The organism is Nostoc sp. JL33 (genome assembly GCF_017114985.1).
In the GTDB taxonomy this organism is placed as follows: Bacteria; Cyanobacteriota; Cyanobacteriia; order Cyanobacteriales; family Nostocaceae; genus Nostoc.
In genome coordinates this window covers 1-26,100 of sequence record NZ_JABXKP010000072.1, presented here as the reverse complement: position 1 = coordinate 26,100, position 26,100 = coordinate 1, and the positions used below count along the sequence as shown (strand labels likewise).

Below are 26,100 nucleotides of genomic sequence, written 5' to 3'. Positions count from 1 at the left end.
CTCAGAACATTAAAACAGCCGAAGATTCTGTGAAGGATTTGTTTTAACTAATTTCTACACTCCTGGTCAAAGGCGATATACTTTAAAGTAGGTAGAGATAATTAAACTCTGAGTTTGTAGTGAGCGATTTATCGCTTAGAGCAGAGATTATCAGGACTAAAGTCCTTACTACAAACTTTTGAGCGATCGCGGCAAGCGGTAGAACCAGATACCAGTTTTTATATTCAAAATCAAGCTGCTGTAATTGGGAAAAATCGCATTGATTTAAATATAGATCCACCACCAGATTTAGCAATCGAAATTGATATTACTTCTCGGACTCGATTTGAGAATTATGAAATTTTGGGAGTTCCTGAACTTTGGCGACATACACAACAAGGTTTAGAAATTTCGTTGCTAAAAGAAGGAAAATATATAAAATCTGAATCTAGTCCAAATTTTCCTGATATCCCAATTGTTGAATTAGTTAATAAGTATGTTCAGCAGTGTTTAACAATTGGGAGAAGTCAAGCTATGCGTAATTTTCGAGATTGGGTTAAGAATAATTTATGATAAAAATCTAAGGCTTTTTGAGAAAGGCGATCGCTCATGACTACTGAAAACAACCCAAGAGCCATTCTAGATTGGGAACACCCCACACCACCCACAGATTTAATTTTTGATGACGGAGAACCCTTGGAATCAAATCGCCACCGTATTGCGATGAATGTGTTGATTCGGTCACTGCAACAAGCTTGGGCTGACCGGAATGATTTCTTCACTGGGGGCAATATGTTTATTTACTACAGCAGCGCCCAAGTTCGTAACCGTGATTTCCGAGGCCCAGATTTCTTTGTAGTACTAAATGTTGACGGCAATAACTCAAGACAAGGTTGGGATGTGATCGCTATTTGGAAATATCAGAATTAGTAAGTGCGATCGCTATTAAGTAAAGCTACAAAATTAAGGTTTAATCGGTACAAATTCATATTTATGAGTGCCAGGTATTTGTTTAACTTTAACTAAGGAGACGGCATTATCTTTGCGATCGCCTGATTGTGTAAAAAACTGAATCTTTCCTGTTGCACCATTGACTGAAAAACCTGGGCTGTGTAGGGCTTTTTGTAGGTCTTCACGGGTCTTGCTTTGCTGTAAACCTTTAACTATCGCTAGAGTTGCATCATAAGATGTCGCTGTTCGCCAAGTTAGAGGCGCTTTCCAAAGTTCCATAGCATTTGATGCAAAAGGATTATTAGGAAATGCTGTAGGATGCCAAGGTACGGACGTGGTAATGTCGTTGATATTTTGCCCTTCTTCTAAGGTTTCGTCGGTATACATTGACGGAGTACCAAATAAAGCTAACTGACTTTTATTAGCTCTTATTAACGCACCACCTCGCCCAGCTTTGTCCCTTGATTTGTCAATATAGAAAGCTAATACTAAGGCATTAGCACCTCTATTCATAGCTTGAGAAAGGACTACTTGTGGGTTAAACTTAGAGTCATCAAGATTACAATCTATGGGATTTATAGTGCCGCCAGCCCCTGTGATCGCTTCGATAAAACGATCCTTAACCGACCGATTATCTGGATTTTTATCGACACAGATGAGAAAATTAGTTTTTTTCCTCTCACTAATGGCGTAACGAGAAATACTATCTACTATGGAACTAACACTGGGAGCAGTAAGGAAAATATAGTTACCAATAGAAGTAATGTTTCGGGTATAACTAGTAGGCGATATCATCACTAACCCAGCGTTTTGATATACTGAAGCTGCGGGGATTGAAGCACGACTAGCATTATGTCCTACTACAGCTAAAATGCTGATATCTTTAACAAACTCAGTGGCAATGTTTGAGGCAGTGTTTGGATCATTATCATCGTTTGCGATCGCCACTTCCAAAGCTTTGCCATTAATTCCATTACTGTTATTTACTTGATTTTGAACTTGAGCCACACCGCGTAATATCTCTTTTGCTATATTTGGACTTTCGCCAATGGGTACGCTCACGGCAATTTTGATCTGATTTTGTTGCTGACGAGCCTTAGCATTATTCAAATAAATCAATGCTTCTGGATCACTAGGATTTGCTGCTCGATATGCCTGGAATTTAATAATAGCAGTTAGACAATCACCATGAGCAAATGCTTTCACTCCAGCTTCTTTCTCCAGGTTTGTATCTTGTTTTAATAAAATTTTTTCACCCAAACTAATTCTGCCATTTAAACTATACTGCTCTTTATTAGCACAGGTTTGAGGTGGAGGCCGAAAGAAAGATACAACAGTACCACCAACAACAACTCCGATTATTCCAATAATGCAAACTTTTATATAGTATTTAAAATTGCTATTTCGCAGGGGTGGAGGAGGTAAGCTAGGTGAGTTTTCGGCAATTATTGGAGCTTCGATTAGCGCTATATCTTCATCTCTAAGTCCTAACGCTTGTTGAAGACGTTTCAAATCAGCACGAGTATTGTCACTAACAGGTAATTTACCTTGAGTTGCTTCGATGAACGCCTTTTGATATTCCTGTAAATTTTCTTTGTAGTCTTGATAAGGTTTTAAAACCTCAGCCTCGATAGCAGAAGCTTCATCAGGTTTAAGTGCTAACTCTTTTTGTCGCTTAGTTAAAGGAATACGACCCATATTAATAATCTCACCGTCTCTTACCCAATAATCAACTTCTCGACGATATATGAGCTTAGGATCATCAATAGGTGCTTTAGCAAGGTTTATTTTATAGCCTTCTTTGATAGCATATATCTCTGGTTTCATTGCAGGAGTAGCTTCTTGTACTGCCTTAGTAGCATATTCATGCAATTCATCAACGGAAATCCAACCATCTTCATTCTTATCTGCTGCACCAGTCTCCAGCCCCTCAACTATATAGCCGGTGTAAGTTGAAGTATCTGCTCCTAGCTGTGCAAAAGAATATTGGGTTGAGGTACTAGATGTCAGAACAGCTCGCCCTTCTCCACCCAATTGGTTTCTGATATCAACAAAACCATCATCTTTCGCTGACATCCCCTCAGCAAATGCGCCACTAAAGCAACAATCAAGAATTACTACCTCGCGCCTAGAGCGACTATCACTCATGAACTTATACACAGAGCTAGCCGCTACTGCGGTTGCTTCAAAAATTTTCCCTTGTAAATTTTTGCGGGTGTTGCGAGCTGCAAAATAAAGCTTACCGGTCTCATCTTTAATGCCATGTCCAGAGAAAAACAGCAGCAAGAGGTCATCTCTATGACGACCATCAAACAAGGTTTGGATCGCTACCCCCATCTCATGTTGTTGAGGATTTATCAGCGGTATTACGCGATCAAAACCGCCAATGTCTGGGTTTAGCAAAACTCGCTGCATCGCCTCGACATCTTTTGCTGCTGCTGGCAATGGGGTAAGACCAGGTTCATACTCACTGACTCCTATTAGCAGTGCTACTTTCGCCATCTCGTTATTCTTTCTTACTGCTAGAATTTCTTAGTTACCTGCAATAAACTTTTGAGCTTCTTCAATGGCGGCTCTTAACTCTTCCCGACTGCTGGCTTTGACTTTCAGTTTTTTGCCATTCGCCTCGACTTCCAATTCAACGGTTTTGTTACCCAAGCGATCGCCCAAATATCCCAACAATTTCTTAAAATTGGCAAGGCTAACCTCTGTCTGCAACACCCCTACCAGAAAACCGCCAACAGACATGGCTCCTTTGGGTATTTCTGTAACTGGTACGAGTTCAGCACTTTCTACATCTAAGTCTCTGATCTCTCGTAGCAGATTTCGCGTTTCCCGTTCTTGATCTTCTGCATCTAAGCTGGGATTAGAAAGAGCGATCGTTAGTTTGACGTTAGATTCAGAACTCATTTTGTACCCTTTTCAGTTTTAAGCAGTTGACTGTCAACTATATTGCCATGATTTCTTTATTGAGATCATAGCTGCTGTGTAAATTTCCTGAAACTTCATCAATATTTTTACAAAAACTCATAAAATTTAGGTAAAAATTACTAGAAATCAAAAAGACGTAGCAGTGCTACGTCTCTACATTCTTTTTCGGAGATGTTTATTACGTTAGGTTAATTAAAACAAATCTAAATCTGTCACAGCACCAATACTGCTAGAAGATACCAATTTGGCATATTTCGCCAACACGCCTTTAGTGTAACGCGGAGCCGGAGGTTGCCAGTTGGCACGACGACGCGCTAATTCTGCTTCGGATATATTCAACTGCAATAAACGAGCGGGTGCATCAATAGTAATACTATCGCCTTCTTCTACAAGCGCGATCGCACCACCAACTGCGGCTTCTGGAGCAACATGACCAACCACCATCCCGTAAGTACCGCCAGAAAAGCGCCCGTCGGTAATTAATCCCACAGCATCACCCAAACCAGCACCGATAATTGCTGAGGTGGGAGCCAACATTTCTCGCATCCCAGGCCCGCCCTTAGGCCCTTCATAGCGGATGATCAGAATATCACCAGGTTGAATCTTACCCGCCAAAATTGCATCTAAAGAAGCTTCTTCCGATTCAAAAACCCGTGCTGGCCCGGTAATTACTGGTTTTTTCACGCCGGTAATTTTGGCGACAGATCCTTCTGTTGCCAGATTACCTCTGAGGATGGCTAAGTGCCCTTGGGGATACATCGGGTTATTCCAAGGACGAATCACATCTTGATTGGCGGATGGTTCTTCTGGTATGTCTGCTAATATCTCTGCGATCGTTTGACCAGTGATAGTAAGGCTATCACCATGTAACAAGTCATGCACAAGTAGCATCTTCATTACTTGCGGAATGCCACCAGCTTTGTGCAAATCTGTAGCTACATATTTACCGCTTGGTTTTAAATCACACAAAACGGGAACACGGGCGCGGATAGTTTCAAAGTCATCTAGGGTTAACTCTACATCAGCAGCGCGGGCGATCGCTAAGAAATGCAACACTGCATTTGTCGAACCACCCACCGCCATAATCACAGAAATGGCATTCTCTATAGATTTACGGGTGATAATTTGGCGGGGTAAGATTTGGTTGCGAATTGCTTCGACTAACACAAACGCTGATTTTTCCGTGCTGTCGGCTTTTTCAGCATCTTCCGCGGCCATTGTCGAAGAATAAGGCAAACTCATTCCCAGCGCTTCAAATGCTGAAGACATGGTGTTAGCCGTGAACATTCCCCCACAGGAACCAGCGCCAGGACAAGCGCGAGTTTCAACTTCTAATAATTCCTTTTCGTCAATTTTTCCGGCACTGTATTGACCAACAGCTTCAAAAGAACTAACAACAGTTAAATCGCGTCCGTTGTAGTGACCGGGTTTAATTGTACCACCATAAACAAAGATAGCCGGGATATTCATCCGCGCGATCGCCAGCATTGCCCCTGGCATATTTTTATCACAACCGCCAATCGCTAGCACACCATCCATACTTTGTCCAGTACAGGCGGTTTCAATGGAGTCTGCAATGACTTCCCGCGACACTAGGGAATATTTCATCCCTTCAGTTCCCATCGAAATCCCATCGCTAATCGTAATTGTGCCGAACATTTGCGGCATCGCCCCGGCGGTTTTAATACCAACTTCTGCCCTTTGTGCCAGTTGATTTATCCCCATGTTGCAGGGAGTAATCGTACTATAGCCATTGGCAATACCTACAATGGCTTTATTGAAATCTTCATCTTTAAAACCAACTGCCCGCAGCATAGCTCGATTCGGCGATCGCTGCACCCCTTGCGTCACAATTTGGCTTCTCAAATTCTCCGACATAGTTACATCATCCTCTGACTTGCATGTATGAGTATGATAGGTAGTAATTTTTCCGATGTCCAATATATATTTATGAATATTTGAGACTTATAAAATATCAAAACTATGGAACTGCGACACCTGCGCTACTTCATTGCTGTAGCTGAGGAACTACACTTTAGTAAAGCCGCAGAGCGACTTCACATCGCTCAACCGCCCTAAGAGGCAGTTAAGCTAAAAACTTACGTTAATGTAGGTTGGGTTGAGGAACCAAACCCAACATTTACCGAGATTTGTTGGGTAACGCTTAGGCTCTACCCAACTTACAATTTCCCTTAACCGAGCAGTATTGGCATGAGCAAACATTGGTAATTCTCTATTTCTTCAGATGTGCTTCTGTTGCTATAGCGCTTAACCTCACCCCGATAAAGCTCTGCTTTATCTCCCCTCTCCTTATTAAGGAGAGGGGTTAGGGGTGAGGTTTAAACCTCTTGCATAAATCAAAAATAAGAACCACATTTCTAAGAGCGATCGCTTAGGAGTGCGGTGTTAGGGATTTTTGCAAGAGGTCTACTCTAAAAGGAAGAGGCAAGCTTAAGCTTGCCTCTGTCCGCGACTGTTCAATTATCAGAAAAAAATTCAGGCGTCAGGATCTACAAAGATAATGTCGCTTGCCACTAATTGTGGTGCTCCTATAAGCCGAACCTCAAAGTTAGCCGACAGATTCGCATCAGTGTTCGCTTGGAGAATACCTCCTGAATAACGGATCTGACCGGGTGCGGAGAATGCGCCAGCCCCAATGAAAGTAAAGGTTTGGTCGCCCTCTCTAGTGGAATTGGCGTCAATGCTAGATACATCGATTCGGTCGCCTGGCGATTTACCGTTTCCAACAAAGTCAGTGATCAGATCCCGTCCAACAGGAAGACTATCTGAAACTGAGTTGAACTTGAAAACATCATTACCTGATCCTCCAGTGAGGCGATCAGTCCCACTACCGCCATTGAGTGTATCGTTGTTACTACCGCCAGTGAGGATATCGTTGCCACTATCACCGTTAAGCACATTGTCGCCACTACCGCCAGTGAGGATATCGTTGCCACTATCACCGTTAAGCACATCGCCGCCACTATCACCGATAAGGGTATCGTTGCCACCACCAGCATTAAGCACATCGTCGCCCAATCCACCGATAAGGCTATCGTTGCCATTACCAGCGTTAAGGACATCGCTGCCATCACCACCGATAAGCGTATTCCTGCCATTGCCGGCGTTAAGCACATCGTCGCCACTACCGCCAATGAGGCTATCATTGCCACCAACAGCGTTAAGGACATCGCTGCCACTACCACCGTTAATGGTATCGTTGCCGCCATTGCCGTTCAGGACATCGCTACCGCCATTGCCGTTCAGGATATCGTTGGTGCTGCCAGCGTTGATAATGTCATCGGAATTAGTACCGTTATAGGTTGCCATTAATGAACTTCTCCTGAACTTAAAGGGTAAAAAATTGAGGGTAAAAAAATTACTTCGTCACTTCCCATCTATTCATTCGCCCTTCTCCTGTCGGAGACGCTACGGGTACGGGTGACGCTCCAAACGTCGCTGACGCTAACGCCAATCGCTCCTCCGTGGAAACCAAAAAGACCCTTCGGGTAATACTAGTACCGACGCTCGATAGCGTTCGCGGAGCGTCTCTAAGAGTTGCGTTAGCGAGGAGTCAGTCGCCAGAATTCAATTGGAGAATTCTGGCGACTGACTCCTGAATCCTGTTTTGTTAAGTCTGAAGACTTGAGAAGACTTGAGAAGCACTGGATGTATTGATGATGTTGGCATCAATATTGATTGTGCCAAGAGTCATCTTATATCCTTGTGCCTGATGTCTTCACTGGTTCCAGTAGTAGGCTGCTAGGGAATAAGCAGATTTTCTCCTACGGAATTGCATAGGTTTTGGACGTTTTTACTGTATTTAGAATAACAAGACCATGATATTACCCTCAAGCGTACTTTTTTCTATCTATAAGAAAGAATAATTAACCATTTTTTTTTACTCTTGCCAGGGTAAAATCTGAAATCTTTGCTCAGATAGGGTTTTTCAATCTATATCGGAATAACAAGGTCGTAATAGTACCTTGGGGAGCAGTTTGTTTTATTTATAAAAAAAGTGGCATTCATTTATTTTGTAAAAACTGAATACCACTTTGTATTTTCTCAAAATTCTTGATGAGGGTAATATTTTAACGAGGTAGAGGTATCCCACTAACGGCCACTGCACCAGCGATCGCACTGGCGCAAAGGGAAGTCAATGCTGTGCCAAATAACCACCAAGCTGCACTTGCAACGGTCTTTTTGGTTTCTTGGGCTTGCTTTTTAGCTTGCTGTTGGATCGCTTTTAGGCGTTTTTGGGTTTCTTGCTGAATGCGTTCGGCTCGTTGCAGTACGCCATCCCGCGCCGCTTCTATTTGGTCGATGATTCGGTTAGCGTCCTCCTGAGAAATATCCTCACGAGAACTGATCACAGCAACTAGGGTGTCACGATCAAATTGACTGAGGCGATCGCGCAATGCTTCAAATCCAGCTTGGGGATCGTCGAAGACTTTCCCAAAGTCTTGCTTAATCCCTTCATAGTTGAGTTCCGAACGATCCAGGGAATTTAGATAGTTGCGAACTTTGCCAAAAACTCCATCCAGCACTGATTGCACATTTTGCTGAATCTGCTGGAATTGTTCAACAATCGAGGTGCGAACCGACTCAATTTGATCGACAATCCGGTTAGCTTCCTCTTCTGAGATATCTTCGCGTTGAGATAACAGCGCCACAATTGTCGAACGGTCAAATTTGGAGGCGCGATCGCTTAAATTCCCAATTCCAGCGCGGGGAGAAGACAGCAGCAATTGCAAATCGCGTTTGATTCCTTCGGGATTTAGTTCGTCTTTATTAGTATTACGCAGGTATTGTTCAAGAGTGGCTTCAAAATCTAAAGCTTGTTGAGCACTACGCTTGGCTAAACGTCGTGGCGCTCTGACAATATCACCAATTGCATCTTGGGCGCGATCGATGATCTGATTAACCTGCTCTTGGCTCAAGTCTCCTCGCTGACTCACCAGTTTAACCAAAGTTTCTCGATCAACGTGAGACAAGCGATCGCGCAATGCTAATGCTCCGGCTTTGGGATCATTGAGTAATTTTTCCAAATCGTTTCTGATACCTTCGGGATCAAGTTCTTCTAGGTTGGTATTGCGGAGATATTCAGCGATCGCTTTTGTAGTGTTTTCATACTGTTCTTTCGCCTGTTGCGGTACTTGCAAAATATTATCTCGGACTGCTTCAAGCTGATCGAGAGTTTGGTTTACCTGTTCTTCGCTCAAATCTTCACGCTGACTGAGCAATTGTACCAGTGTATCGCGGTCAAATTGCGATAGGCGCGATTGCAAAAGGCTAATTCCAGCTTGCGGATCGTCTAATAAAACTCCAAACTCGCGTTTGATTGCTTCGGGATTTAGTTCGTCTTTGTTAGTATTCCGCAGATAATCTTCAACTCTTTGACGCAGTTCATCAGCTTTCGCTTTTGCTTGTTCTTGCAATTCTCTAGCACGATTCAAGACATTATCGCGGTTGCGTTCGAGTTGACTAACAATATTATTAGCTTCCTCTTCGCTGATATCTTGACGCTGTTGAAGCAATTGTACAAAAGTATCGCGGTCAAATTGCCCGAAGCGGCTAGTTAAATCTTCAAAACCAGCTTCTGGATCTTCCAGCAACTTACCAAAGTCCCGTTCAATACCTTCAGGATTGAGTTCATCTTTCCCCGTCGAACGCAGATAATCTTCGATGCGGCTGCGGAAATCTTGCCCTTTTTCTTCTGCTTGAGCCTGTTTAACAGTTTCTAAAACTTCCAGGCGATCGCTTTCCATTTGTGCGGCGATTTCTTTCACCCTGGCTTCACTAATATCACCCCGTTGCTCTAACAAGGTGCTAAAATATTCTTGATTGAGTTCTTCCAACTCTCGTCTCACAGTTGCCGGATCTGCATTTACGTCATAGATGACTTCTTTAAATTCATCTACTAGCGTAATTCGGTTAAAGTGCCAAGGAAATGAATTCAATATGTATTCTTCTACATCTGCCTTAATCGTGTTTTCGAGTGATATTGGTAATTTTGCAGATACTTCCTTAGTTGCTTCCTTTCTGAACTTTTGGAATTGTTCTGTGATTTGCTCGACATCGACATCTTGAACTTTTTCTTTCAGCTTTTGCAACTGAGTTATAATTTTGTTCACATCGATATTGGAAAGATTTACGCCACCAAGCACTGCTGGTGCAGCCGCGCTCAACCCATATTGAATAGCTTGTTTAATCAGACCATTGCCATTACCACCTCCGACTGTAACCAGTTGTTGAAGCCGTTCACCTAATTGGTCTGAATTCAGTTCTTCAGGAGTAGCAGACTTGAGTATATTAATTACTTGTTCTGTGGGATTTTGGCGATTCAAAGCTTGTTCCCAAGCGCCTTGAAATTGGTCAGAAATGCGATTGATATCTTCTTGAGATAAATCTGTGCGACTGCTGACTAAATCAACAAATGTTTGGCGGTTAATGTTTTGCAATAGGTCGCTGTTAGCAACAGATTGCAAATCTGTATCTTTAAGAAGCTGGTCAAATTGATTACGAATTTCTTTGATATCCAGCTTTGGTAATTGCAGAGAACCTAAGGAACTTTGGAGCGTATTTCTAATACCTTCAGGATCAAAACCTGAAGTTAATTCCCGCCGGACTGCGGCTGTAATATCTTCAGCAGTAGAAACTAACTGTTTTTTCGCAGTATTAGCACCGATACCAGCAGTTGCTGTACCGATCAGAGCTTGAAAACCAGAAGTTACAGTATTAGCGATAGAACCAATTAAAGAACCTACCGCCGATGAACCCAACCAAATTACTAGTGAGAAATAGGTAGACCAGATGACTACACCGATAATTGCACCTAGAGATTCACTTTCGATTAAGCTAAGTTTTACCGCAAGAAAACAAGCACTAAATAATGCAATGCTAGCGGTTATCAACGCCCAAGCACCAACTTTGGCTTGAACTTCACGAATATTACTACCCAAACTTTCATCATCAGAATCTGAGTCAATTTCCCAAGATGTAATTCCGACTGCTACTGAAAGGTTTGTCAATAACAATTGAAAGGCAAATGCCATCAAAACCCCAGCCAGCAATGCTACCAAGAATTTAGGGCCGGAAAAAAGAACTGATGCTTCTTCTGGAGTTAGTACTTCCTGAGCTAAAGTTATCGGCGCTAATCCAAAAGGCGGCCAGTTCCATCCCCAAATAGTTAAAAGACCTTGAAACATAAGATTTTCTCTCTTGTACTCAATTAAATATCCATTGATAAAATGGCTTACTTTTCAGTTTAATTATCAGTGAGATAGCCTGACACTTTCTTAAGTAATAACTTTGTTTACCAAAAGTCGTATTTTACAAAAACAAATAAATAAGATTATGTTATTTGTTAAACAAAAGTTTGATAAACAAAATAGTTATTATCTAAATTTTTATAAACCCCTAATTTATTTAATAATTCCTTCAGATTTTTTAATAATTTTCCTTTAGATAAAAAAACCTATGTCTAATGATAGAGAAAAAACTTCTTCCGAACGATTGATGAAAAATAAACGGAAATATGTCTAAATGGGAGTTATGACGAGCTATAAATATAGTGACTAATTGATTTTTGTTGAGGAGAAAAGATAATGGTTGTAGGTGTACATAAACGTGGTGTTGGTGTATTTTCTAATCGTCGAGATGTTGAACATGCCCTACATGAATTAAAAAATGTCGGCTTTGACATGAACAGAGTCTCTGTAATTACGGAGGATGGAGACAAAGATGATATTGCTGGGGCTGATGTGCGCGATCGCGTCGGTGATAAATCTGACGATGGCGCTAGAGTCGGAGCAGCTACAGGTGGTGCTTTGGGCGGATTGACTGGCTTATTAGTCGGTCTTGGCACTTTGGCAATTCCGGGAATCGGGCCAATCATGCTGGCTGGAGCCGCAGCGACAACCTTAGCTACCACTCTTGCTGGAGCTGGTATTGGTGCAGTAGCTGGTAGTTTGCTTGGCGCATTGGTTGGTTTAGGAATTCCCGAAGAACGAGCCAGAGTTTACGACGAACGCGTAAAACGAGGGCACTATTTAGTGATCATCGATGGCACAGATACAGAAATCGCTAGAGCAGAAGAAATTTTAAATCGTCAGGGTGTGGAAGAGTTTGGCATTTACGACAACCCAGATGCTACAAATGCAACCACTGGTTATGTAGCTCCAGTTGCGACTGGTACTGGTTATGTGGCTCCCGTTGCGACTGGCACTGATTATGTCGCAACTGGTACTGTGGCTGATAGCGGTGTTGCTAGACGCGCAATTGGGGTATTTTCTCATCGTCGAGATGCAGAAGCAGCACTTACAGAATTACGAGATGCGGGTTTTCCCTTAAGTACAATCTCCATCATTGCCAAAGATACAAACGGTCAAGGGATCGCTGGTGTAGATGTAGATAAAAGCGTCGGTACAGGTAATAAAGCAGACGATGGCGTAAAAACTGGAGCAGCCACAGGCGGTGTTCTAGGCGGCTTGACCGGCTTATTAGTTGGTCTGGGGACTTTAGCGATTCCTGGAGTCGGGCCTGTGATTGCAGGTGGCGCAGTAGCAACAGCCTTAGCGACAACAGCAGCTGGGGGTGCGCTCGGTGCAGCAGCTGGGAGTATTGTTGGCGGACTCGTTGGCTTGGGAATTCCTGAAGATAAGGCGCGAGTTTATGGCGATCGCTTCAAAAAAGGCGACTACTTAGTAATTATCGATGGTACGGAAGCTGAAATCCGCCAAGCTGAAGCTATTCTCAAACGTCGAGGTATTGAAGAATTTGCTATCTATGATGCCACTGATCTAGGCGCACATCCACTAGGTTCAAACAGAGCAACGGATCGCAGCACACCAGTTACAAATAGCGATCGCCCCAATTACTCAACAGAGCTTCATAGAGACGATCCTGCCGTAGTCATTGTTGACCGTCGTGATGAAACACTCTAAGCTAAGGTAGTTGTCACTCAGACTAATTCCCCAAAATTGCAGGAGCAAGAATTTGAAAACTTTGCTCCTGGCAAAAGAACTTGCTTCTCACTTCTGCCGTAAATATCAACAAATTTCACTTTCCGATTCCGAATTGATTCAATATATGCAAAAGCTAACTCCTTTCTTAATTAGTGGCCTTTTAGTTTTTGGTGTTGCTGCTTGTGATAACGCTTCTAAAACAAGTGAATCTGCACCCAATAATCCTAGCGAAGCTCCGCAAGCACCGACCGCAAAAACAACACAAGCTTCTCAACAAGACGCACAAAGTCAAGTTCGCAGAAACCAAGCTAATTCTGATATTCGCGCCCGTGAACAGCGCAATAATACCACTGGTGGCGATACACAACGAGCCAAAGGTGATTTAGCAAGTGAAGTTCGCTCCAAGTTGGAGGTTAACATACCCAAGAGTCAACTAACAGTTGAGGCCGCAGACAATGGGACTGTAACTGTTGCAGGAACTGTGAGCAATCAAAAGGAGTTGGCTAAAATTGAACCTTTAGCTAAACAAATTAAAGGTGTCAAAAGTGTAGTTCTTAAAGCAACTGTTGCCGCAGCAAAACCATAAGGCAGCTAACAACAAATCCAAGTGAGTAGATAGGCAGAAATAAATTAAGATGCCCCCTGCTCAATCTTATTGGTCAGTTATACTTATTACTGACCAATAAGAATTGACAACTGACGACCTTAATAATTATATTTATTGATGCTCAGTTGAGTTATACAAGTTCTTTGTAGTCAGCGAAAATAAAAATTATGGAAACCGAACAACAGCAAAATGAATCCGTCAATGCTTCCTTATCACAAGGTACGCTAGCACTTGAAGGTAGAGATACTACAAACTTGCCAAGGTTATCACCAGCACCTGAACCTGAATCTCAATGGCAGCAAATTAGCAGACAAATTACTCAATTTTTGGAGCAACTGCCCGAATACTTAAGTCGCTTTTTTAGGGACTATAAGCAGCCTTTAATCACCGTTGGTTTAATTTTGGCGGCGATTGTTACAGCTAAGGTAGTATTAGCAGTACTGGATGCAATCAATCATATTCCCCTACTATCACCGCTCTTTGAGTTAGTTGGAATTAGTTACGCCAGTTGGTTTATTTTCCGTTATCTACTGAATGCTTCTACTCGGCAAGAATTAGGCGATGAAATTCAATCACTGAAAAATCAATTACTGGGGGAATAAATTCCTAAACCATTAAATTGGTACACAGTGTTGGAAGTTTGGCTACCTTTAACAAGGGGCTTTTTACAGAAACCCTGATAAATATAGATTTGTCGTAGGGGCACAGCAATGCTGTGCCCCTACCAACGTATTTGTACAATTTTAAAAGTGAAACAGTGTCAGTGTCAGCCTTCGGATGAAACCCTTGTTTTACTGAATGAACGTCAATTATAAGTATTTGATCAGACGTTAGATTAGTCTTTTGGATACATCAAAAGATAGAGGAGACAACATTATATTTAATTTTAGATCACTTCTCAAGATAGTTGCTCCAAGATGAAAAAAAGCCTAATCTAGTTTTTGAAGTTATTTAATACATTCTTTAACGAGGACATAAATTATGGCTAATGAACCAGTTAATAGAGATATAGATTCATCCGATCGAACTGAAACAGATACATACGATCGCGGTATTATCCCAGCTGAAACAGCTGCTAGAATGGAAAGAGAGGGAAATCTGTACAAAACAATCCCTACAGAAGAAAGGGAGGCAGATGCACCTACGGATGACCAAACCGATCCAGGTAGTATACGCACTACTGACGGCTATACTGTGGACAAAGAAGGTTTGTTGAATAACTATGCTGTAGAACCGGAAATGTATTACGAAGAACCGGGTGATGCACGCAAACAAGCAGCAGAAGAGAAGGCACAACGTGTTGAAGAACTCGGAGAAGTTAATCAGGACGAGGAAGGCAAGTTAACAGAAAAGGGTGACAGTCGCGGTAGAGGCCCAGGAATAATTTAATTAACAGCGATCATTTTGGTGGGTGCAATTACACGTAATATCATGTCCGCCAAATTACCCATAATAAAAGAACCCCACCCCCAACCCCTCCCCGCCTGCGGGGAGGGGAGACAAAGCACAGCTTTGGCGGGGTGGGGTTCTTCGGGTTTAATAAGCAATCAAGCTGACATGATATAAGAAGGCGAAATAGGTGGTTTGTAGAGACGCGATTAATCGCGTCTCTACTTATATGTATGGGCTAATAGTTCGAGAAGTATATTACTAGATAATCAGTGGCTCAAGTTCACTATTATGCCATTTTCGCTGATGCCATTCGGCAACCAAAGGACGGACAATAAACTTAGGCTGTCCATCGCCTTTAACGTCAATACGTAAACCTGAATAAGGTCGTCGCTTCTGAAAACCTTGACCGTTGCGACCAATGAAGAGATGCGATCGCGCCACTAATCTATTTTCATTTCCAAAAGTCTCGATCAAATCTGCACCCTCAATTCGCTGGCGTCGCAAACTAAACCCGCTACCGCCACAAACAATCCAGTGGATATGAGAATCAGCGTGTCCCGTATCCATTGTTTCCAGGTGTTCCAAGCAGTGCGCGTGACCGTTTAATACCAAATCAACCAAAGGACGCCCCTGAGTTAGGGAACCTATTTCTTTAGCTACCGCATCCAGCACAGCACGGAGGCGATCGCGAATGATCAGAGTTTGTCCTTGTTGCCACTTTGTCGCTTCAGTTACATAGGGAGGATGATGGAAATAAATCACCCTTCCGCGAACTTCAGAATTATTCCAAGATTCAATTAATTTTTGCTTGAGCCAGTCTAGTTGTTCAATATCAGTCAGCGTTGTTTTATTCGTGGCTAGTTGCTTATCGATATCAACAATAATTTCTTCAATTTGTGACAGCTTGGCGTGGAAGTCGTCTAATTGGTCGGCTTCGCTGGGGTTTTCTGGACGAAGCTTGGCTGAGGTTTCAATGATTTCCAGCTTTTCTTGCTCTAAATCTTCACGCCGTTTTTCTAAGATTTTGCGATCGGCGTTACCTTGTTTTGTTTTAGGCAGGGGCGGTGGATCGTTAAATGTATTAGAATCCAAGGCAAAGAAATCAATACCGCCATAGCGAAAAGTGTAGTAGCGATTCGGAAGGCGAGTGAAGTGTCCAGGTTGATAGCTAAGACAATGACCTGTATCTGTCTTGGCTGTGTAGTACTGATCTAAATGATCATTTAACTCTCCTGGAAGCTGAAATGCCTGAAGATAGTCCAGAAATGCGCGTGCGTAGGCTTCACCCGTTCCTGAACCATGCAAGCCCACATCTAAGTCTAACCGCGATCGCAACAGGCGACGAAGAGGTAATGTTGTCAGAGATGCCAAGCTCAATAAAATCGGCAAGTTATAGTAATCGTGATTTCCGAGTACAGGTAAAATGGGCAGCTTAAAAATCATCTGATCATAGGCAATCCGTTTGGGATGTTCTCCGCCTAAGATAAACTCTCGGTAAGGCTCGATGAAGTTCTGCTGGTAGTATTCACTCGACCCCACTAAATAGATCACATCCCCGGTATGCAGCATAAAACGGCATTCATTGTGATGAGGCAGCATCAGTTCAGCCACCTGTCGCTGGGGATTGTGTCCCCGGTGCTTGCCGGAACCACTATCACCTACAACTAAAAATGAGAACTCACAATTGTCTGTTTGACCATCCTCCAACACCAGCCGAGTTTGGTCGATGTCCCGTTCCACAATTAACGGATCTTGCCACCGTACCCGCTGATTCATTTTACGAATTTTGTTAGCGATCGCTGGATCAGATACAAGTTTCAATGCAAGCTACTCCTGAATTTTGTATTAGGAATCTGCCTCCTCTCCCTCCCCTGCTTCTTCTACTGTGTCTTTGATCTCAATAGTCAGGTTAGGGAGTCCCTCTAGTTTTTCCGTAGGCTCAACTTCTTCTACTAATGGCACAAAAATTCTCAAACCTGCTGGAACACACTTAATTTCTACTGGTGTTGTACCCACTATTTCACCATCTACAACAACCTTTTGTGGTGGCTTAGTCGTAATTTTAAATTGTTTGGCTCGCAGGAAGCCAATATCATTTCGTTCTGCGGCGTTACCTGTAGAAGCTGTTTGGAATAGATGAAATGTCGCTGCGATCGCTCCTGCCCTGTTAGCTGGAGCTACAATCGTTAAATCTAGTAACCCATCATCATAAATCAGACCTGCTGGGCCCTGAGCCAAGACGGAAGTGGGAGGCGCGGCATTTGCTACTGTTACTGCACAGGCACTAGTTTTAATTATTTTGTCTTCAGTTTCAATTTCAACATCAAAATTTTTTAAGCTTCTCAGTTGCTGGATTCCTGCCAAAACGTAGGCCATCATCCCAAAGCGATTTTTTGCTTCCCGGTCTGCCAATTCTACAGTTTCAGCCTCAAAGCCAATACCTGCTAAGAGTACCATTGGGCGATCGTTGCAATAGGCTACGTCTACATTGCGGATTCCTTCCTGTAAAATTGTCTGACATGCAGCTGCGATCGTGTCAGGAATTCCTAAAGCTGTGGCAAAAGCGTTTGCTGTTCCTCGAGAAATGATCCCAAATGGAATCCCAGTACCCACTACAGCCGCCGCTGCCGCTGAGAGGGTGCCATCTCCCCCCGAAGCAATGATTGCATCTACTCCCCTTGCTACTGCTGCATATGCCAGTTCGTCAGCATCAACTTTTTCAGTTGTCAGATAAATATCTAGGTCAATATCTGGCTCTAATATTGCCCGAATTTCTGCCAGTTCTAAATCTGGGTCACCCTGACCCGCAACTGGATTAAAGATGAGGCAGGCGGAACGATTCATAAAATATAAAAGCTAAACTTAGATCACTAAAATACCAAATTCTTTATAGCATTCTTGTGAAATTTCGACTTCCTTCTGGCGGCTGGTTTACCTTTTGCAAGAAGTTTAGAAGTTTTCTACGTCGGAACATACCAATGCTGATAGATATTTTCGTATCTTTTTTCCATACTTAAACAATACAAATTTTTCCATGCGTCAATTATTACTAGTTTTGGCAAGTATGCTAACTCTCAGCAGTTTAGATACCCCCAGTATGACAATAGCAGGCACAACGCCTAATTTACCTGAGATGCGCTTAGTTCAAAAGCTCAACTGCAATAATTCTCAAACTCAAGCAGCAATCAATGAATGCACGAAGTTATCTTATCAAAATGCGGATAAAAAACTGAATCGAGTTTATCAACAATTGCTATCTACCTTAGAAAGCTCTAGGAAACAGAAATTGATTGCTGCACAGCTAGCATGGATCAAGTTTCGAGATACCAATTGTGAGTTTGAAAGAAGCAGATATCAGGGAGGAAGTATTAGTCCGACCATTTATTTTGGTTGTCTGGAAAATACCACAAAATTGCGTACCCAACAATTACAGGAATATCTCAAATCTGACCCTTAATTTTTTGATGTAGAAACCTCTAGCTCAGGCAAAGCCAGCTAGAGGTAGTTCATTAGCTACTTTCTTTCTGGATGCGCTGCATCCTCTGGTGAAGGAGTACCCATCTGGTTAATTATGGCAATCATCTGATACAAGCGCCCCAAGTCGCGCTGATTGAAGTACAAAATAAGCCGGGGTAGTCCAACAGTTTCATCTTGTGCTTCTTGAGGTAATGCCTGACTTTTTTCAATCCTTCCTTGAATAATAATGTCGCTGAAATCAACATTGAGTTGCTCTACCAGAGCCTCTGATATATCTGTCTTCAGGCGGATGACTAACTTATCGCTAACATATCGACAGGAGTGATAAACCTGGTAAAAACGGGTGATAGCGTTGCAAGCCACATCCAAGTCGTCTGTCACCGTGTAAAGGCTGGGGTCGTCAGGACTGACAAGACCATTTTGCACGAGTTGCTTATCAATATATTCGCTCCAAGACCGCCAGTAATCGCCACCAGGGTGATCGATTAAAACTACAGGTACTGGGCCAAATTTACCATTCTGGGTTAATGTCATACATTCAAAAGCTTCATCTTGAGTGCCAAAGCCTCCCGGAAATAAGGCTACAGCATCACTTTCTTTAAGGAGAAACAGCTTGCGCGTAAAGAAATATTTGAAGTGAATTAGCTTGGAATCACCTTCTATAAACGGGTTTGCTTGCTGTTCAAAGGGTAACTGAATGTTTAATCCAAAGGAATTTTCTCGCCCAGCACCTTCATGACCTGCCTGCATGATTCCACCGCCGCCGCCGGTCATCACCATAAATCCTAATTGAGAAACAGCGCGGGCAAACTCAAGGGCCATTTGGTACTCTGGCGTATCTGGCGCTAAACGAGCAGAACCGAAGATCGTGACTTTGCGAACGTGTCGGTAATCATAAAAAAGCTCGAAACCGCGCTCCATATCTGCTAATGCAGCCGACAATATTTTCCAATCGAGACGCTCAATTTCACTATCAGCTAGACGAACAATAGTCGCTAGTGCTTGCTGAATAAATTGCCGATTTTTTAATGTCGGTAAACGAGCGATTAATTCAGCGATATCCGCCTGTAAAGACTCTAATGTGTCAAACGACGCAGATGAGGTCATGAGAACTGCCGCAACAATGGCATTATATTTTACGTGAAGGACTCACACTCTAGCAAGCGAGATATAGCTCTCTAATGTAGAGTTAGCATACTCAAAACTGGTTTTGAGGTAGTATTCGTGACTACTCAAGCTCACATCCCCATCTTTTGAGATTGGAACTCGCAAAGTCGTGTTCAGAACTCCCAAAGTCGTGTTCGCAACTCGGAAGTTGGTGTTCAGAACTTGGAAAGCCGTGTTCGGAACTTGAAAGTTGGTGTTCAGAACTTGGAAGTTGGTGTTTACAACTCGGAAGTTGGTGTTCGCAACTCAAAAAGGCGTGTTCGCAACTCGGAAAGTCGTGTTCGCAACTCGGAAGTTGGTGTTCGCAACTCGGAAAGTCGTGTTCAAAGCTTGGGTTTTAAGCTAATCGGCATTTAAGTTGCATAACCAGGGCGGGCAAGATGCCCACCCCACAAGATATTGAGAAAATTTTAATATGCTTTCTTAGATGTGTTTTAGCTTACCTTTCCCCTCATCCCCCTCATCCCCCTGATCTCAATTCAATCCCAGTTCTTCCTTCAACGCCTCCGGCACATTAACTGCTGTCTCTAATCCCCGGACATCTTCCCACTGCTGCTTTTTACCCCAGGTCATTTTTTCCATATTGGCGTCGCTGAGGTCAGCACCACCCAGAATGGCATAGCTGAGATTGCTGTGACTGAGATCCGCGCCATTCAGGATAGCACCACTGAGGTTACTGCCACTGAGGTTAGCACTGTTAAGGTTGGCATAACTGAGGTCTGTACCAAACAGGATAGCGTCGGTGAGGTCGGCACCAGTGAGGTCGGCGTCGCTGAGAATCACGCCGCTGAGGTCGGCTTCGTTGAGAATCACGCGACTCAGGTCTACGCCGCTAAGGTCGGCACCTAAGAACATTGCACCGTTAAGTCTGGCATTGTTAAGCTTGGCACCGTTAAGTTTGGCATAGCTGAGGTCGGCGGCGATGAGGATGGCATCACTAAAGTTGGTACTAAAAAGAATTGTGTCACTGAGATTAGTACCATTGAGGATGGCGTGACTCAAATCAGCACCACTGAGGTCGGCGCGGCAGAGGTCGGCATAGCTAAGGCTGACGCTGCTGAGGTTGGCTTCACTTAGATTTGCACCGAAAAGGATGGCGTTACTTAGGTCAGCATGGCTAAGGTTGGTGCTGCTGAGGTCGGCGCGGTTAAGGTCGGCGTAGCTAAGGTTGGCGCGGTTGAGGTTGGTACTACTAAGGTCGGCGCGGTTGATGTCGGCGCGGCTAAGATTGGCACAGCTAAGGTTAGCACCACTAAGGTTGGTGCTACTGAGGTCGGCACCGCTAAGGTTGGCACCGCTAAGGTTGGCACCGCTAAGGTTGGCATCACCGAGGTTAGCACCGCTAAGGTTGGCATCGCTGAAGTTTACGCCGATTAAGTTGGCATCGCCAAGGTAAGCTTGGCTCAGATCAGCACCGCTAAAGTCTGCCCCGGTGAGGTTGGCATCGCCCAGGTAAGCACTCCGAAAGTTGCCGCGTTTGAGAAATTGCCCGACTATACTGCTAAAGTTGCCAATTTCCAGGGCATCGCTATAGTTGATGATCCGCAGCAGTTGAGATGTAAAAAAATTATCTATGTCCGGTTGAGAAGATGGATAGAAGGTGATTTTTTGTTTGAGTTCATCTTGCTCTTGGGCGTAGCGGTGTAACTCTAAGAGTAAAATCAGTACGTTTAGCCCTGTATATATGTCAACCTGTCTCAACCCGATCGCAATATTTTGTGCCGCTAGCTTTAACTTTGTTTTCTGAGGCAGGTTCTCATCTGGTGCCCCATCGATAAATTCTCCCTGACACCAGCGACGATAAAAATCTTCTAGCCGCCAGAAAAGCAGTTCTGGGCGAATTTTTTGACTCGTTACAACCAATTTCATTACTTGGTTGACTATTTCTAGTTTCAGGGCACCATTGCCTAGTAAATCATAAATCTCTTCATGCATCTGGCGATCGCACACTCTAAAACCAAACCCAGAGGGTAGTAGTACTGTATCCAATGTGCGATCGCCCATCTTAGAAGCCAAACCGCTCCTTGATATTGTCCATTTTTCTAAGCTTTCTTGCAGTCTTTCAAACCATAAATCTGACTGCAAATTATCTTGAGCAAATTTAAGGCTTTTGTCTGGTTCTTTAATACTTTTTACTGGAGGTAAAACTGCTTCGGTTTCTGGCGATGTGGTCTTTGGCATCTCTTGCAACCCAATATCCCTCACATAATTTCTCAGCAGCTGCCAGACTTGAGATAAATATGTTGACATTTCTGTGCCCGTTGTTACATTTAAATTACTATTTTGATCATCCTGACTTAAAAGTTTTTCTATGCTAGTTTGTTTCTCATTTCCAAAAATTAATAGTATCAATAAATACTACACGAAAAATCTCATGCGTTGTTCATCTCTACGATGGGCTATAATGACGGCGTTCCTGGAGGGCGGCTTCTCCCTAACCTGTAGTAGCTTCAAACTTTTTCTGCTGATGTAAATAAAGTGTTAGCTTAAAAATCCTTTCCCAAATCAAGTAATTTTCCGGTTTTCGCTAGTTTGTTATAGTTTTTGCCCAATAAATTTACTAGTCTGATCTAAGAATAATACTTACTGTTTGTTCGAGAGGCAACTGTTAGGAAAAATCCTACACTAAAACAGCCCAACAAACCGGAAAAATTGCAACTAGAATTGAAGTCTAAAGTTTGCTGTTTCATCTAAAGCAGCGAAGAGAATCGGCAGAAGGCAGGCTGCCTGGCTTTGCAAAACTTAAAAATTAACTAGGGATAGTTATGAGGGAATGGATGCGATGGACAAATTAACCTTTTATATGATTTTGTTACATGGTTTGTTTTTCGGAATAGCAACGGCTAGCGCCAAGTCCCCGTCTGTAAATAGAGTTGATCCAGATTTTTCAGCCAACCATAAGGCTGTACGGGTTGTAGAAGCCGTGGTTACGGCCAGAAGTGGAGAGAAATCTAATAGTCAGTTAACGACAGAAACTTCTTCAACTAAAATATCAGCCTTATCACTAAAGAATATCGATATCCCCCAGAAACAGAGGCTACCTTCAGGGCAAGTTTGGGTAGTTAATCAAAATAAACAGGGACAGCCTCAACCGTTTATTTGGGTAGTAAAAGACCTTAAAAAAGCAGGAGAGCAACCATTTTTGCAAGTTGCTAAACCCTCAGAAAAACCGAATACAAAGCCTAATTATAGTGCTAAACCACCAGCAAAGGAAGGTTTAGAGCCGTTTGACGGAGTAATCAAAGACACCCAAAAGTTAGGGGGATTGTTCACCCTTTATCGCCGTAAAGAAAAGAATAAAATTTATTTAGAAATTAAGCCAGAGCAACTTAATAAAAATTACCTAGCTACAACAACCCTGGAATCGGGCATTGGGGAACGGGGCATTTATAGCGGTATGCCTTTGCAAGATTTTTTGTTTTATTTCCAACGGGTGGATGATAAATTAAACTTTGTGATTCGCAATGTAAATTTTCGCACTCGTGAGGGAGATCCCCAGGCGCGATCGCTAGCCCGGTCTTTTAGTGATTCTGTTCTCTACACCATTCCGATTAAAAGCATTCATCCAAAACGCAAAACTATTCTCATCGACTTGGGCGATTTGTTACTGACAGACTTGGCTGGATTATCTGTAAGTTTAGGAGTACCAAGAAGCACAGTCCAGTCCTATTTTGGTACTGCTAAAGCTTTTCCCCAAAACTTAGAAGTTGAGTCAGTTTTGAATTTCTCTGCTGGCGCTGGCCAGGAGAGTCAAATACCAAGCTTTGCGTCGCTACCTGACAAGCGTGGCTTTACCCTGCGCGTCCACTACAGTCTCTCCCAACTACCAGATCAAGATTATCGACCGCGCCTTGCTGACGATCGCATCGGCTATTTCATCACCGCCTACCAAGATTTATCCAAAGACGATGGCGGCGATTCTTTTGTCCGCTACATCAATCGCTGGCATTTGGAAAAACAAGACCCGAAAGCTGTAATTTCTCCCCCGAAAAAACCGATTGTCTTCTGGATTGATAACGCTGTGCCTTTAGAGTACCGCGATGCGATGAAACAAGGGGTACTGATGTGGAACAAAGCTTTTCTGAAAGCGGGATTCAAAGATGCAATTGAAGTCCGCCAAATGCCCGATAATGCCACATGGGACTCAGCAGATATTCGTTACAACACGATTCGCTGGATCAACACAGTCGATGGTTATTTTGCAATGGGGCCATCCCGCGTTAACCCATTGACTGGGGAAATTTTGGATGCACACATTCTCGTAGATGCTAGCTTTGTGCGGAGACTTAAGAATGAGTATCGCCAAATGGTGCAACCCAGCCAAACAGAAAATAATCGCACCACTCTATCAGCTTTGATGCAAGATCGTCTACTTTGCGCCAATGGTTTAGATGCCAAAAACAATGATGCCCCTCAGCAAATGGAAGGGCAACAGCAGTTGTTGAGTCGTTTATCGAAAATGGCCGGCGAGTACGATTTATGCTATGGGATGGAAGCTTCTAACCAGCTTGCTTTTGGTTCACTGGCAATGTCACTGCTGCCTGATAGCATGGCCACTCCAGACCAGGTGAAAGAATATATCAATCAATATATACGTTTAATCATCGCTCACGAAGTTGGTCATACTCTTGGTTTACGCCATAACTTCCGTGGTAGTACACTGCTAGCACCACAGGAGATGAATAATACGGAAATTACCAAAACTAAAGGTCTGACAACTTCTGTGATGGACTACATTCCCCCAAATATCGCTCCTCAAGGTACAAAGCAGGGAGATTATTTTCCCAGTATGGTCGGGCCTTATGATGAATGGGCGATTAAGTACGGCTACACACCAATTCAGGCATCAACCCCGATCGCAGAAAAGCCAATTTTGGAGAAAATTGCTGCACAATCCGATAAGCCAGAGTTGAGTTATTCCACAGATGAAGATGTCTATGACCTTGACCCCACAGCCAATGCTTGGGATAACAGCAGTAATGTGCTGCTTTATTCTCAGTGGCAGTTGAATAATTCGCGGCTGATGTGGGAACGTCTGGATAAGCGTTTCCCAGTGCCTAGTGATAGTTACACCGATGTGAGCGAACGTTTTAGCACAGTATTGGGTAACTATTTCCAGCAAATATATTACACCACAAAATACATTGGGGGACAGTCTTTCTATCGCATTCACCCTAGCGAGATATCTGAGGATAACGTCTCTGGAGTCCGTCAACATCGATTACCCTTTGAACCAGTACCAGTTGAACAACAACGCCAAGCTTTAGAGACGCTGCAAAAGTATGTGTTTGCAGAGGATGCCCTGAGTTTTTCACCAGAACTACTGAATAAATTAGTACCTTCCCGTTGGCGACATTGGGGTAGTTCTCCGCGAGTTGGCCGTTTGGATTATCCAATTCATGATTTGGTGCTGTTCTTGCAGGGTTCCGTTTTGCGGGATTTACTCTCAAGCGATCGCCTCGAACGCCTCAAGGATATTGAACTCAAAACTCAACAGGGAAAAGCGCTGACTCTGCCGGAACTATTTGACACTTTACAGTCAGATATTTGGACAGAAGTAATCAAACCAAAAGGTAAATCAATAAAGATTTCCAGTTTGCGGCGAGGCTTACAGCGGCAATACCTGGGCATCTTGAGTGCTATGGTGTTGCGAAAACAATCTGTTCCAGAAGATGCTCGTACTCTGGCTTGGTATAAACTCAAGCAACTAGATGAGAAACTTAAAGAGGTTAATTCCGAAGATGAATACACCAAAGCGCACTTACTAGAAACGCGCGATCGCATTGAGAAAGTGTTGAATGCGCCCTTGCAAGCGAATTAAAAAAGTTGTAGAGACGCGATTAATCGCGTCTCTTTGGCAAAAAATATATTTAGAATGCCCATACAGGCTGACAAAAAAGTTTATCCCACCAGTTAGATAGTTAAATGCTGAGGGCAACATAATAAATAATTAAACTGCAAGCAAGAGGTTTATTGTTTGGCAACTGTTAAAGATTCTTTGGTAATAGCTTATCCGTTGCCATCCGGCGATGGATACACATGGACTCTTGCCTCTCGTTTGGGTGAGATGATTTCGGACATTGAGGCACAGTTTGGTAAGCGCGATCGCTCTTGGACGATTCTAGGAATTGAGTTTTGTGATAGCGGCCCTCAAACATGGTTCCCAGGAGACTGTGAGCATATTGTAATTCAGCTTGACCTCTCAGCAAAAGAAGATCCAGTTCAAGCCTTGTTTCAGCTAGCCCATGAATCTGTTCACCTTCTCGATCCTGTTGTTTTCGGTTTTGGAACTGTTTTGGAAGAAGGGCTAGCAACATATTTCTCGCTCCAGTACATAAAGCAATTTCATTCTAATTACACAACTTCTGATACAAAGTATGCAGATGCGGCAAGATTAACAGCACCGGAGCGGTCTATCTTGTAACCGGAGCGGTCTACCTCGTAACCGGAGCGATCTACCTCGTAACCGGAGCGGTCTACCTCGTAACCGGAGCGATCTAAGAGGATGTTTGAGAAGAATTTGTACAGTGCCAGAACTTACGCATTGACAAGAATTTGACTATGTGTATTTAAGGCTATCTCTTGTGCTAGCTGTTCTAGAATAAAGTCACGAGCTACTTGAAGAGACAA

17 protein-coding genes and 3 pseudogenes are annotated in these 26,100 nt (G+C 43.2%); 11 read left to right on the top strand and 9 right to left on the bottom strand.

The window, feature by feature from the left end:
- Window positions 1-180: 180 nt before the first annotated feature.
- Window positions 181-552, top strand: a pseudogene (locus tag HWQ23_RS20510) (Uma2 family endonuclease); the annotation flags it as partial.
- Window positions 553-588: 36 nt separating this feature from the next.
- Window positions 589-882, top strand: a pseudogene (locus tag HWQ23_RS20505) (Uma2 family endonuclease); the annotation flags it as partial.
- Window positions 883-942: 60 nt separating this feature from the next.
- On the opposite strand, the gene HWQ23_RS20500 reads toward HWQ23_RS20505, so the two are convergent.
- The 3 genes from HWQ23_RS20500 to ilvD all read right to left on the bottom strand — a co-directional run bounded on the left by HWQ23_RS20500 (window position 943) and on the right by ilvD (window position 5,739).
- Window positions 943-3,432: a caspase, EACC1-associated type gene (locus HWQ23_RS20500; protein WP_292831983.1), complete on the bottom strand. Its 2,490-nt coding sequence runs from the start codon at window positions 3,430-3,432 to the stop codon at window positions 943-945.
- A 30-nt stretch (window positions 3,433-3,462) separates the two neighbouring features.
- Entirely contained in the window at window positions 3,463-3,840 is a 378-nt protein-coding gene (locus HWQ23_RS20495; protein WP_292831980.1) for a hypothetical protein, read from the bottom strand.
- Window positions 3,841-4,053: 213 nt separating this feature from the next.
- Window positions 4,054-5,739 carry a dihydroxy-acid dehydratase gene (ilvD, locus tag HWQ23_RS20490; protein WP_292831976.1) on the bottom strand — a complete coding sequence of 562 codons (1,686 nt, stop codon included), beginning with the start codon at window positions 5,737-5,739 and terminating at the stop codon, window positions 4,054-4,056.
- Window positions 5,740-5,844: 105 nt separating this feature from the next.
- On the opposite strand from ilvD, the pseudogene HWQ23_RS20485 reads away from it, so the two are divergent.
- Window positions 5,845-5,937: pseudogene (locus tag HWQ23_RS20485) on the top strand (LysR family transcriptional regulator); the annotation flags it as partial.
- Between the two features lie 420 nt (window positions 5,938-6,357).
- Here the strand turns inward: HWQ23_RS20485 and HWQ23_RS20480 are convergent.
- Window positions 6,358-7,191, bottom strand: coding sequence for a calcium-binding protein (locus tag HWQ23_RS20480; protein WP_292831973.1), 834 nt, complete (start codon window positions 7,189-7,191; stop codon window positions 6,358-6,360).
- 761 nt (window positions 7,192-7,952) lie between these two features.
- Window positions 7,953-11,069: an MFS transporter gene (locus tag HWQ23_RS20475; RefSeq protein WP_292831970.1), complete on the bottom strand. Its 3,117-nt coding sequence runs from the start codon at window positions 11,067-11,069 to the stop codon at window positions 7,953-7,955.
- A 399-nt stretch (window positions 11,070-11,468) separates the two neighbouring features.
- Between HWQ23_RS20475 and HWQ23_RS20470 the strand changes: the two genes are divergently transcribed.
- The 4 genes from HWQ23_RS20470 (at window position 11,469) to HWQ23_RS20455 (ending at window position 14,823) form a co-directional block, all read left to right on the top strand.
- A complete protein-coding gene (locus HWQ23_RS20470; RefSeq protein ID WP_292831967.1) occupies window positions 11,469-12,806 on the top strand; it encodes a histidine kinase in 1,338 nt (445 codons plus the stop codon).
- A 145-nt stretch (window positions 12,807-12,951) separates the two neighbouring features.
- Complete coding sequence (locus HWQ23_RS20465) at window positions 12,952-13,413, top strand: BON domain-containing protein (RefSeq protein ID WP_292831991.1); 462 nt, start codon at window positions 12,952-12,954, stop codon at window positions 13,411-13,413.
- A gap of 188 nt (window positions 13,414-13,601) precedes the next feature.
- Window positions 13,602-14,036 (top strand): CAAD domain-containing protein, encoded by a 435-nt coding sequence (locus HWQ23_RS20460; RefSeq protein WP_292831964.1) that lies wholly within the window; start codon window positions 13,602-13,604, stop codon window positions 14,034-14,036.
- A gap of 379 nt (window positions 14,037-14,415) precedes the next feature.
- On the top strand, window positions 14,416-14,823 hold the full coding sequence (locus HWQ23_RS20455; protein ID WP_292831961.1) for a hypothetical protein: 408 nt from the start codon (window positions 14,416-14,418) through the stop codon (window positions 14,821-14,823).
- 261 nt (window positions 14,824-15,084) lie between these two features.
- On the opposite strand, the gene HWQ23_RS20450 is transcribed toward HWQ23_RS20455, so the two are convergent.
- Together HWQ23_RS20450 and HWQ23_RS20445 are read right to left on the bottom strand one after the other, a co-directional pair.
- Window positions 15,085-16,647 (bottom strand): metallophosphoesterase family protein, encoded by a 1,563-nt coding sequence (locus HWQ23_RS20450; RefSeq protein WP_292831958.1) that lies wholly within the window; start codon window positions 16,645-16,647, stop codon window positions 15,085-15,087.
- Window positions 16,648-16,671: 24 nt separating this feature from the next.
- Window positions 16,672-17,670 (bottom strand): YegS/Rv2252/BmrU family lipid kinase, encoded by a 999-nt coding sequence (locus HWQ23_RS20445; protein ID WP_292831955.1) that lies wholly within the window; start codon window positions 17,668-17,670, stop codon window positions 16,672-16,674.
- A 190-nt stretch (window positions 17,671-17,860) separates the two neighbouring features.
- On the opposite strand from HWQ23_RS20445, the gene HWQ23_RS20440 reads away from it, so the two are divergent.
- Window positions 17,861-18,283 (top strand): lysozyme inhibitor LprI family protein, encoded by a 423-nt coding sequence (locus HWQ23_RS20440; RefSeq protein ID WP_292831952.1) that lies wholly within the window; start codon window positions 17,861-17,863, stop codon window positions 18,281-18,283.
- A gap of 56 nt (window positions 18,284-18,339) precedes the next feature.
- Here HWQ23_RS20440 and HWQ23_RS20435 read toward each other — a convergent pair whose 3' ends face one another.
- Complete coding sequence (locus HWQ23_RS20435) at window positions 18,340-19,410, bottom strand: LOG family protein (RefSeq protein WP_292831949.1); 1,071 nt, start codon at window positions 19,408-19,410, stop codon at window positions 18,340-18,342.
- Between the two features lie 222 nt (window positions 19,411-19,632).
- On the opposite strand from HWQ23_RS20435, the gene HWQ23_RS20430 reads away from it, so the two are divergent.
- Window positions 19,633-19,827: a hypothetical protein gene (locus tag HWQ23_RS20430; RefSeq protein WP_292831946.1), complete on the top strand. Its 195-nt coding sequence runs from the start codon at window positions 19,633-19,635 to the stop codon at window positions 19,825-19,827.
- A gap of 117 nt (window positions 19,828-19,944) precedes the next feature.
- On the opposite strand, the gene HWQ23_RS20425 is transcribed toward HWQ23_RS20430, so the two are convergent.
- The gene (locus tag HWQ23_RS20425; RefSeq protein ID WP_292831943.1) at window positions 19,945-21,720 is read right to left on the bottom strand and encodes a pentapeptide repeat-containing protein; all 1,776 of its coding nucleotides are present in this window, start codon (window positions 21,718-21,720) and stop codon (window positions 19,945-19,947) included.
- A gap of 532 nt (window positions 21,721-22,252) precedes the next feature.
- On the opposite strand from HWQ23_RS20425, the gene HWQ23_RS20420 reads away from it, so the two are divergent.
- Together HWQ23_RS20420 and HWQ23_RS20415 are read left to right on the top strand one after the other, a co-directional pair.
- Entirely contained in the window at window positions 22,253-25,291 is a 3,039-nt protein-coding gene (locus HWQ23_RS20420) for a zinc-dependent metalloprotease (RefSeq protein WP_292831940.1), read from the top strand.
- A 156-nt stretch (window positions 25,292-25,447) separates the two neighbouring features.
- Window positions 25,448-25,894: a hypothetical protein gene (locus HWQ23_RS20415; protein ID WP_292831937.1), complete on the top strand. Its 447-nt coding sequence runs from the start codon at window positions 25,448-25,450 to the stop codon at window positions 25,892-25,894.
- Window positions 25,895-26,100 lie beyond the last annotated feature (206 nt).

Bases quoted from the DNA above. Each gene is read 5' to 3' on its own strand.
- HWQ23_RS20500 (WP_292831983.1), bottom strand. From the start codon at position 3,432: ATGGCGAAAGTAGCACTGCTAATAGGAGTCAGTGAGTATGAACCTGGT.
- HWQ23_RS20495 (WP_292831980.1), bottom strand. From the start codon at position 3,840: ATGAGTTCTGAATCTAACGTCAAACTAACGATCGCTCTTTCTAATCCC.
- ilvD (WP_292831976.1), bottom strand. From the start codon at position 5,739: ATGTCGGAGAATTTGAGAAGCCAAATTGTGACGCAAGGGGTGCAGCGA.
- HWQ23_RS20480 (WP_292831973.1), bottom strand. From the start codon at position 7,191: ATGGCAACCTATAACGGTACTAATTCCGATGACATTATCAACGCTGGC.
- HWQ23_RS20475 (WP_292831970.1), bottom strand. From the start codon at position 11,069: ATGTTTCAAGGTCTTTTAACTATTTGGGGATGGAACTGGCCGCCTTTT.
- HWQ23_RS20470 (WP_292831967.1), top strand. From the start codon at position 11,469: ATGGTTGTAGGTGTACATAAACGTGGTGTTGGTGTATTTTCTAATCGT.
- HWQ23_RS20465 (WP_292831991.1), top strand. From the start codon at position 12,952: ATGCAAAAGCTAACTCCTTTCTTAATTAGTGGCCTTTTAGTTTTTGGT.
- HWQ23_RS20460 (WP_292831964.1), top strand. From the start codon at position 13,602: ATGGAAACCGAACAACAGCAAAATGAATCCGTCAATGCTTCCTTATCA.
- HWQ23_RS20455 (WP_292831961.1), top strand. From the start codon at position 14,416: ATGGCTAATGAACCAGTTAATAGAGATATAGATTCATCCGATCGAACT.
- HWQ23_RS20445 (WP_292831955.1), bottom strand. From the start codon at position 17,670: ATGAATCGTTCCGCCTGCCTCATCTTTAATCCAGTTGCGGGTCAGGGT.
- HWQ23_RS20440 (WP_292831952.1), top strand. From the start codon at position 17,861: ATGCGTCAATTATTACTAGTTTTGGCAAGTATGCTAACTCTCAGCAGT.
- HWQ23_RS20435 (WP_292831949.1), bottom strand. From the start codon at position 19,410: ATGACCTCATCTGCGTCGTTTGACACATTAGAGTCTTTACAGGCGGAT.
- HWQ23_RS20425 (WP_292831943.1), bottom strand. From the start codon at position 21,720: ATGTCAACATATTTATCTCAAGTCTGGCAGCTGCTGAGAAATTATGTG.
- HWQ23_RS20420 (WP_292831940.1), top strand. From the start codon at position 22,253: ATGGACAAATTAACCTTTTATATGATTTTGTTACATGGTTTGTTTTTC.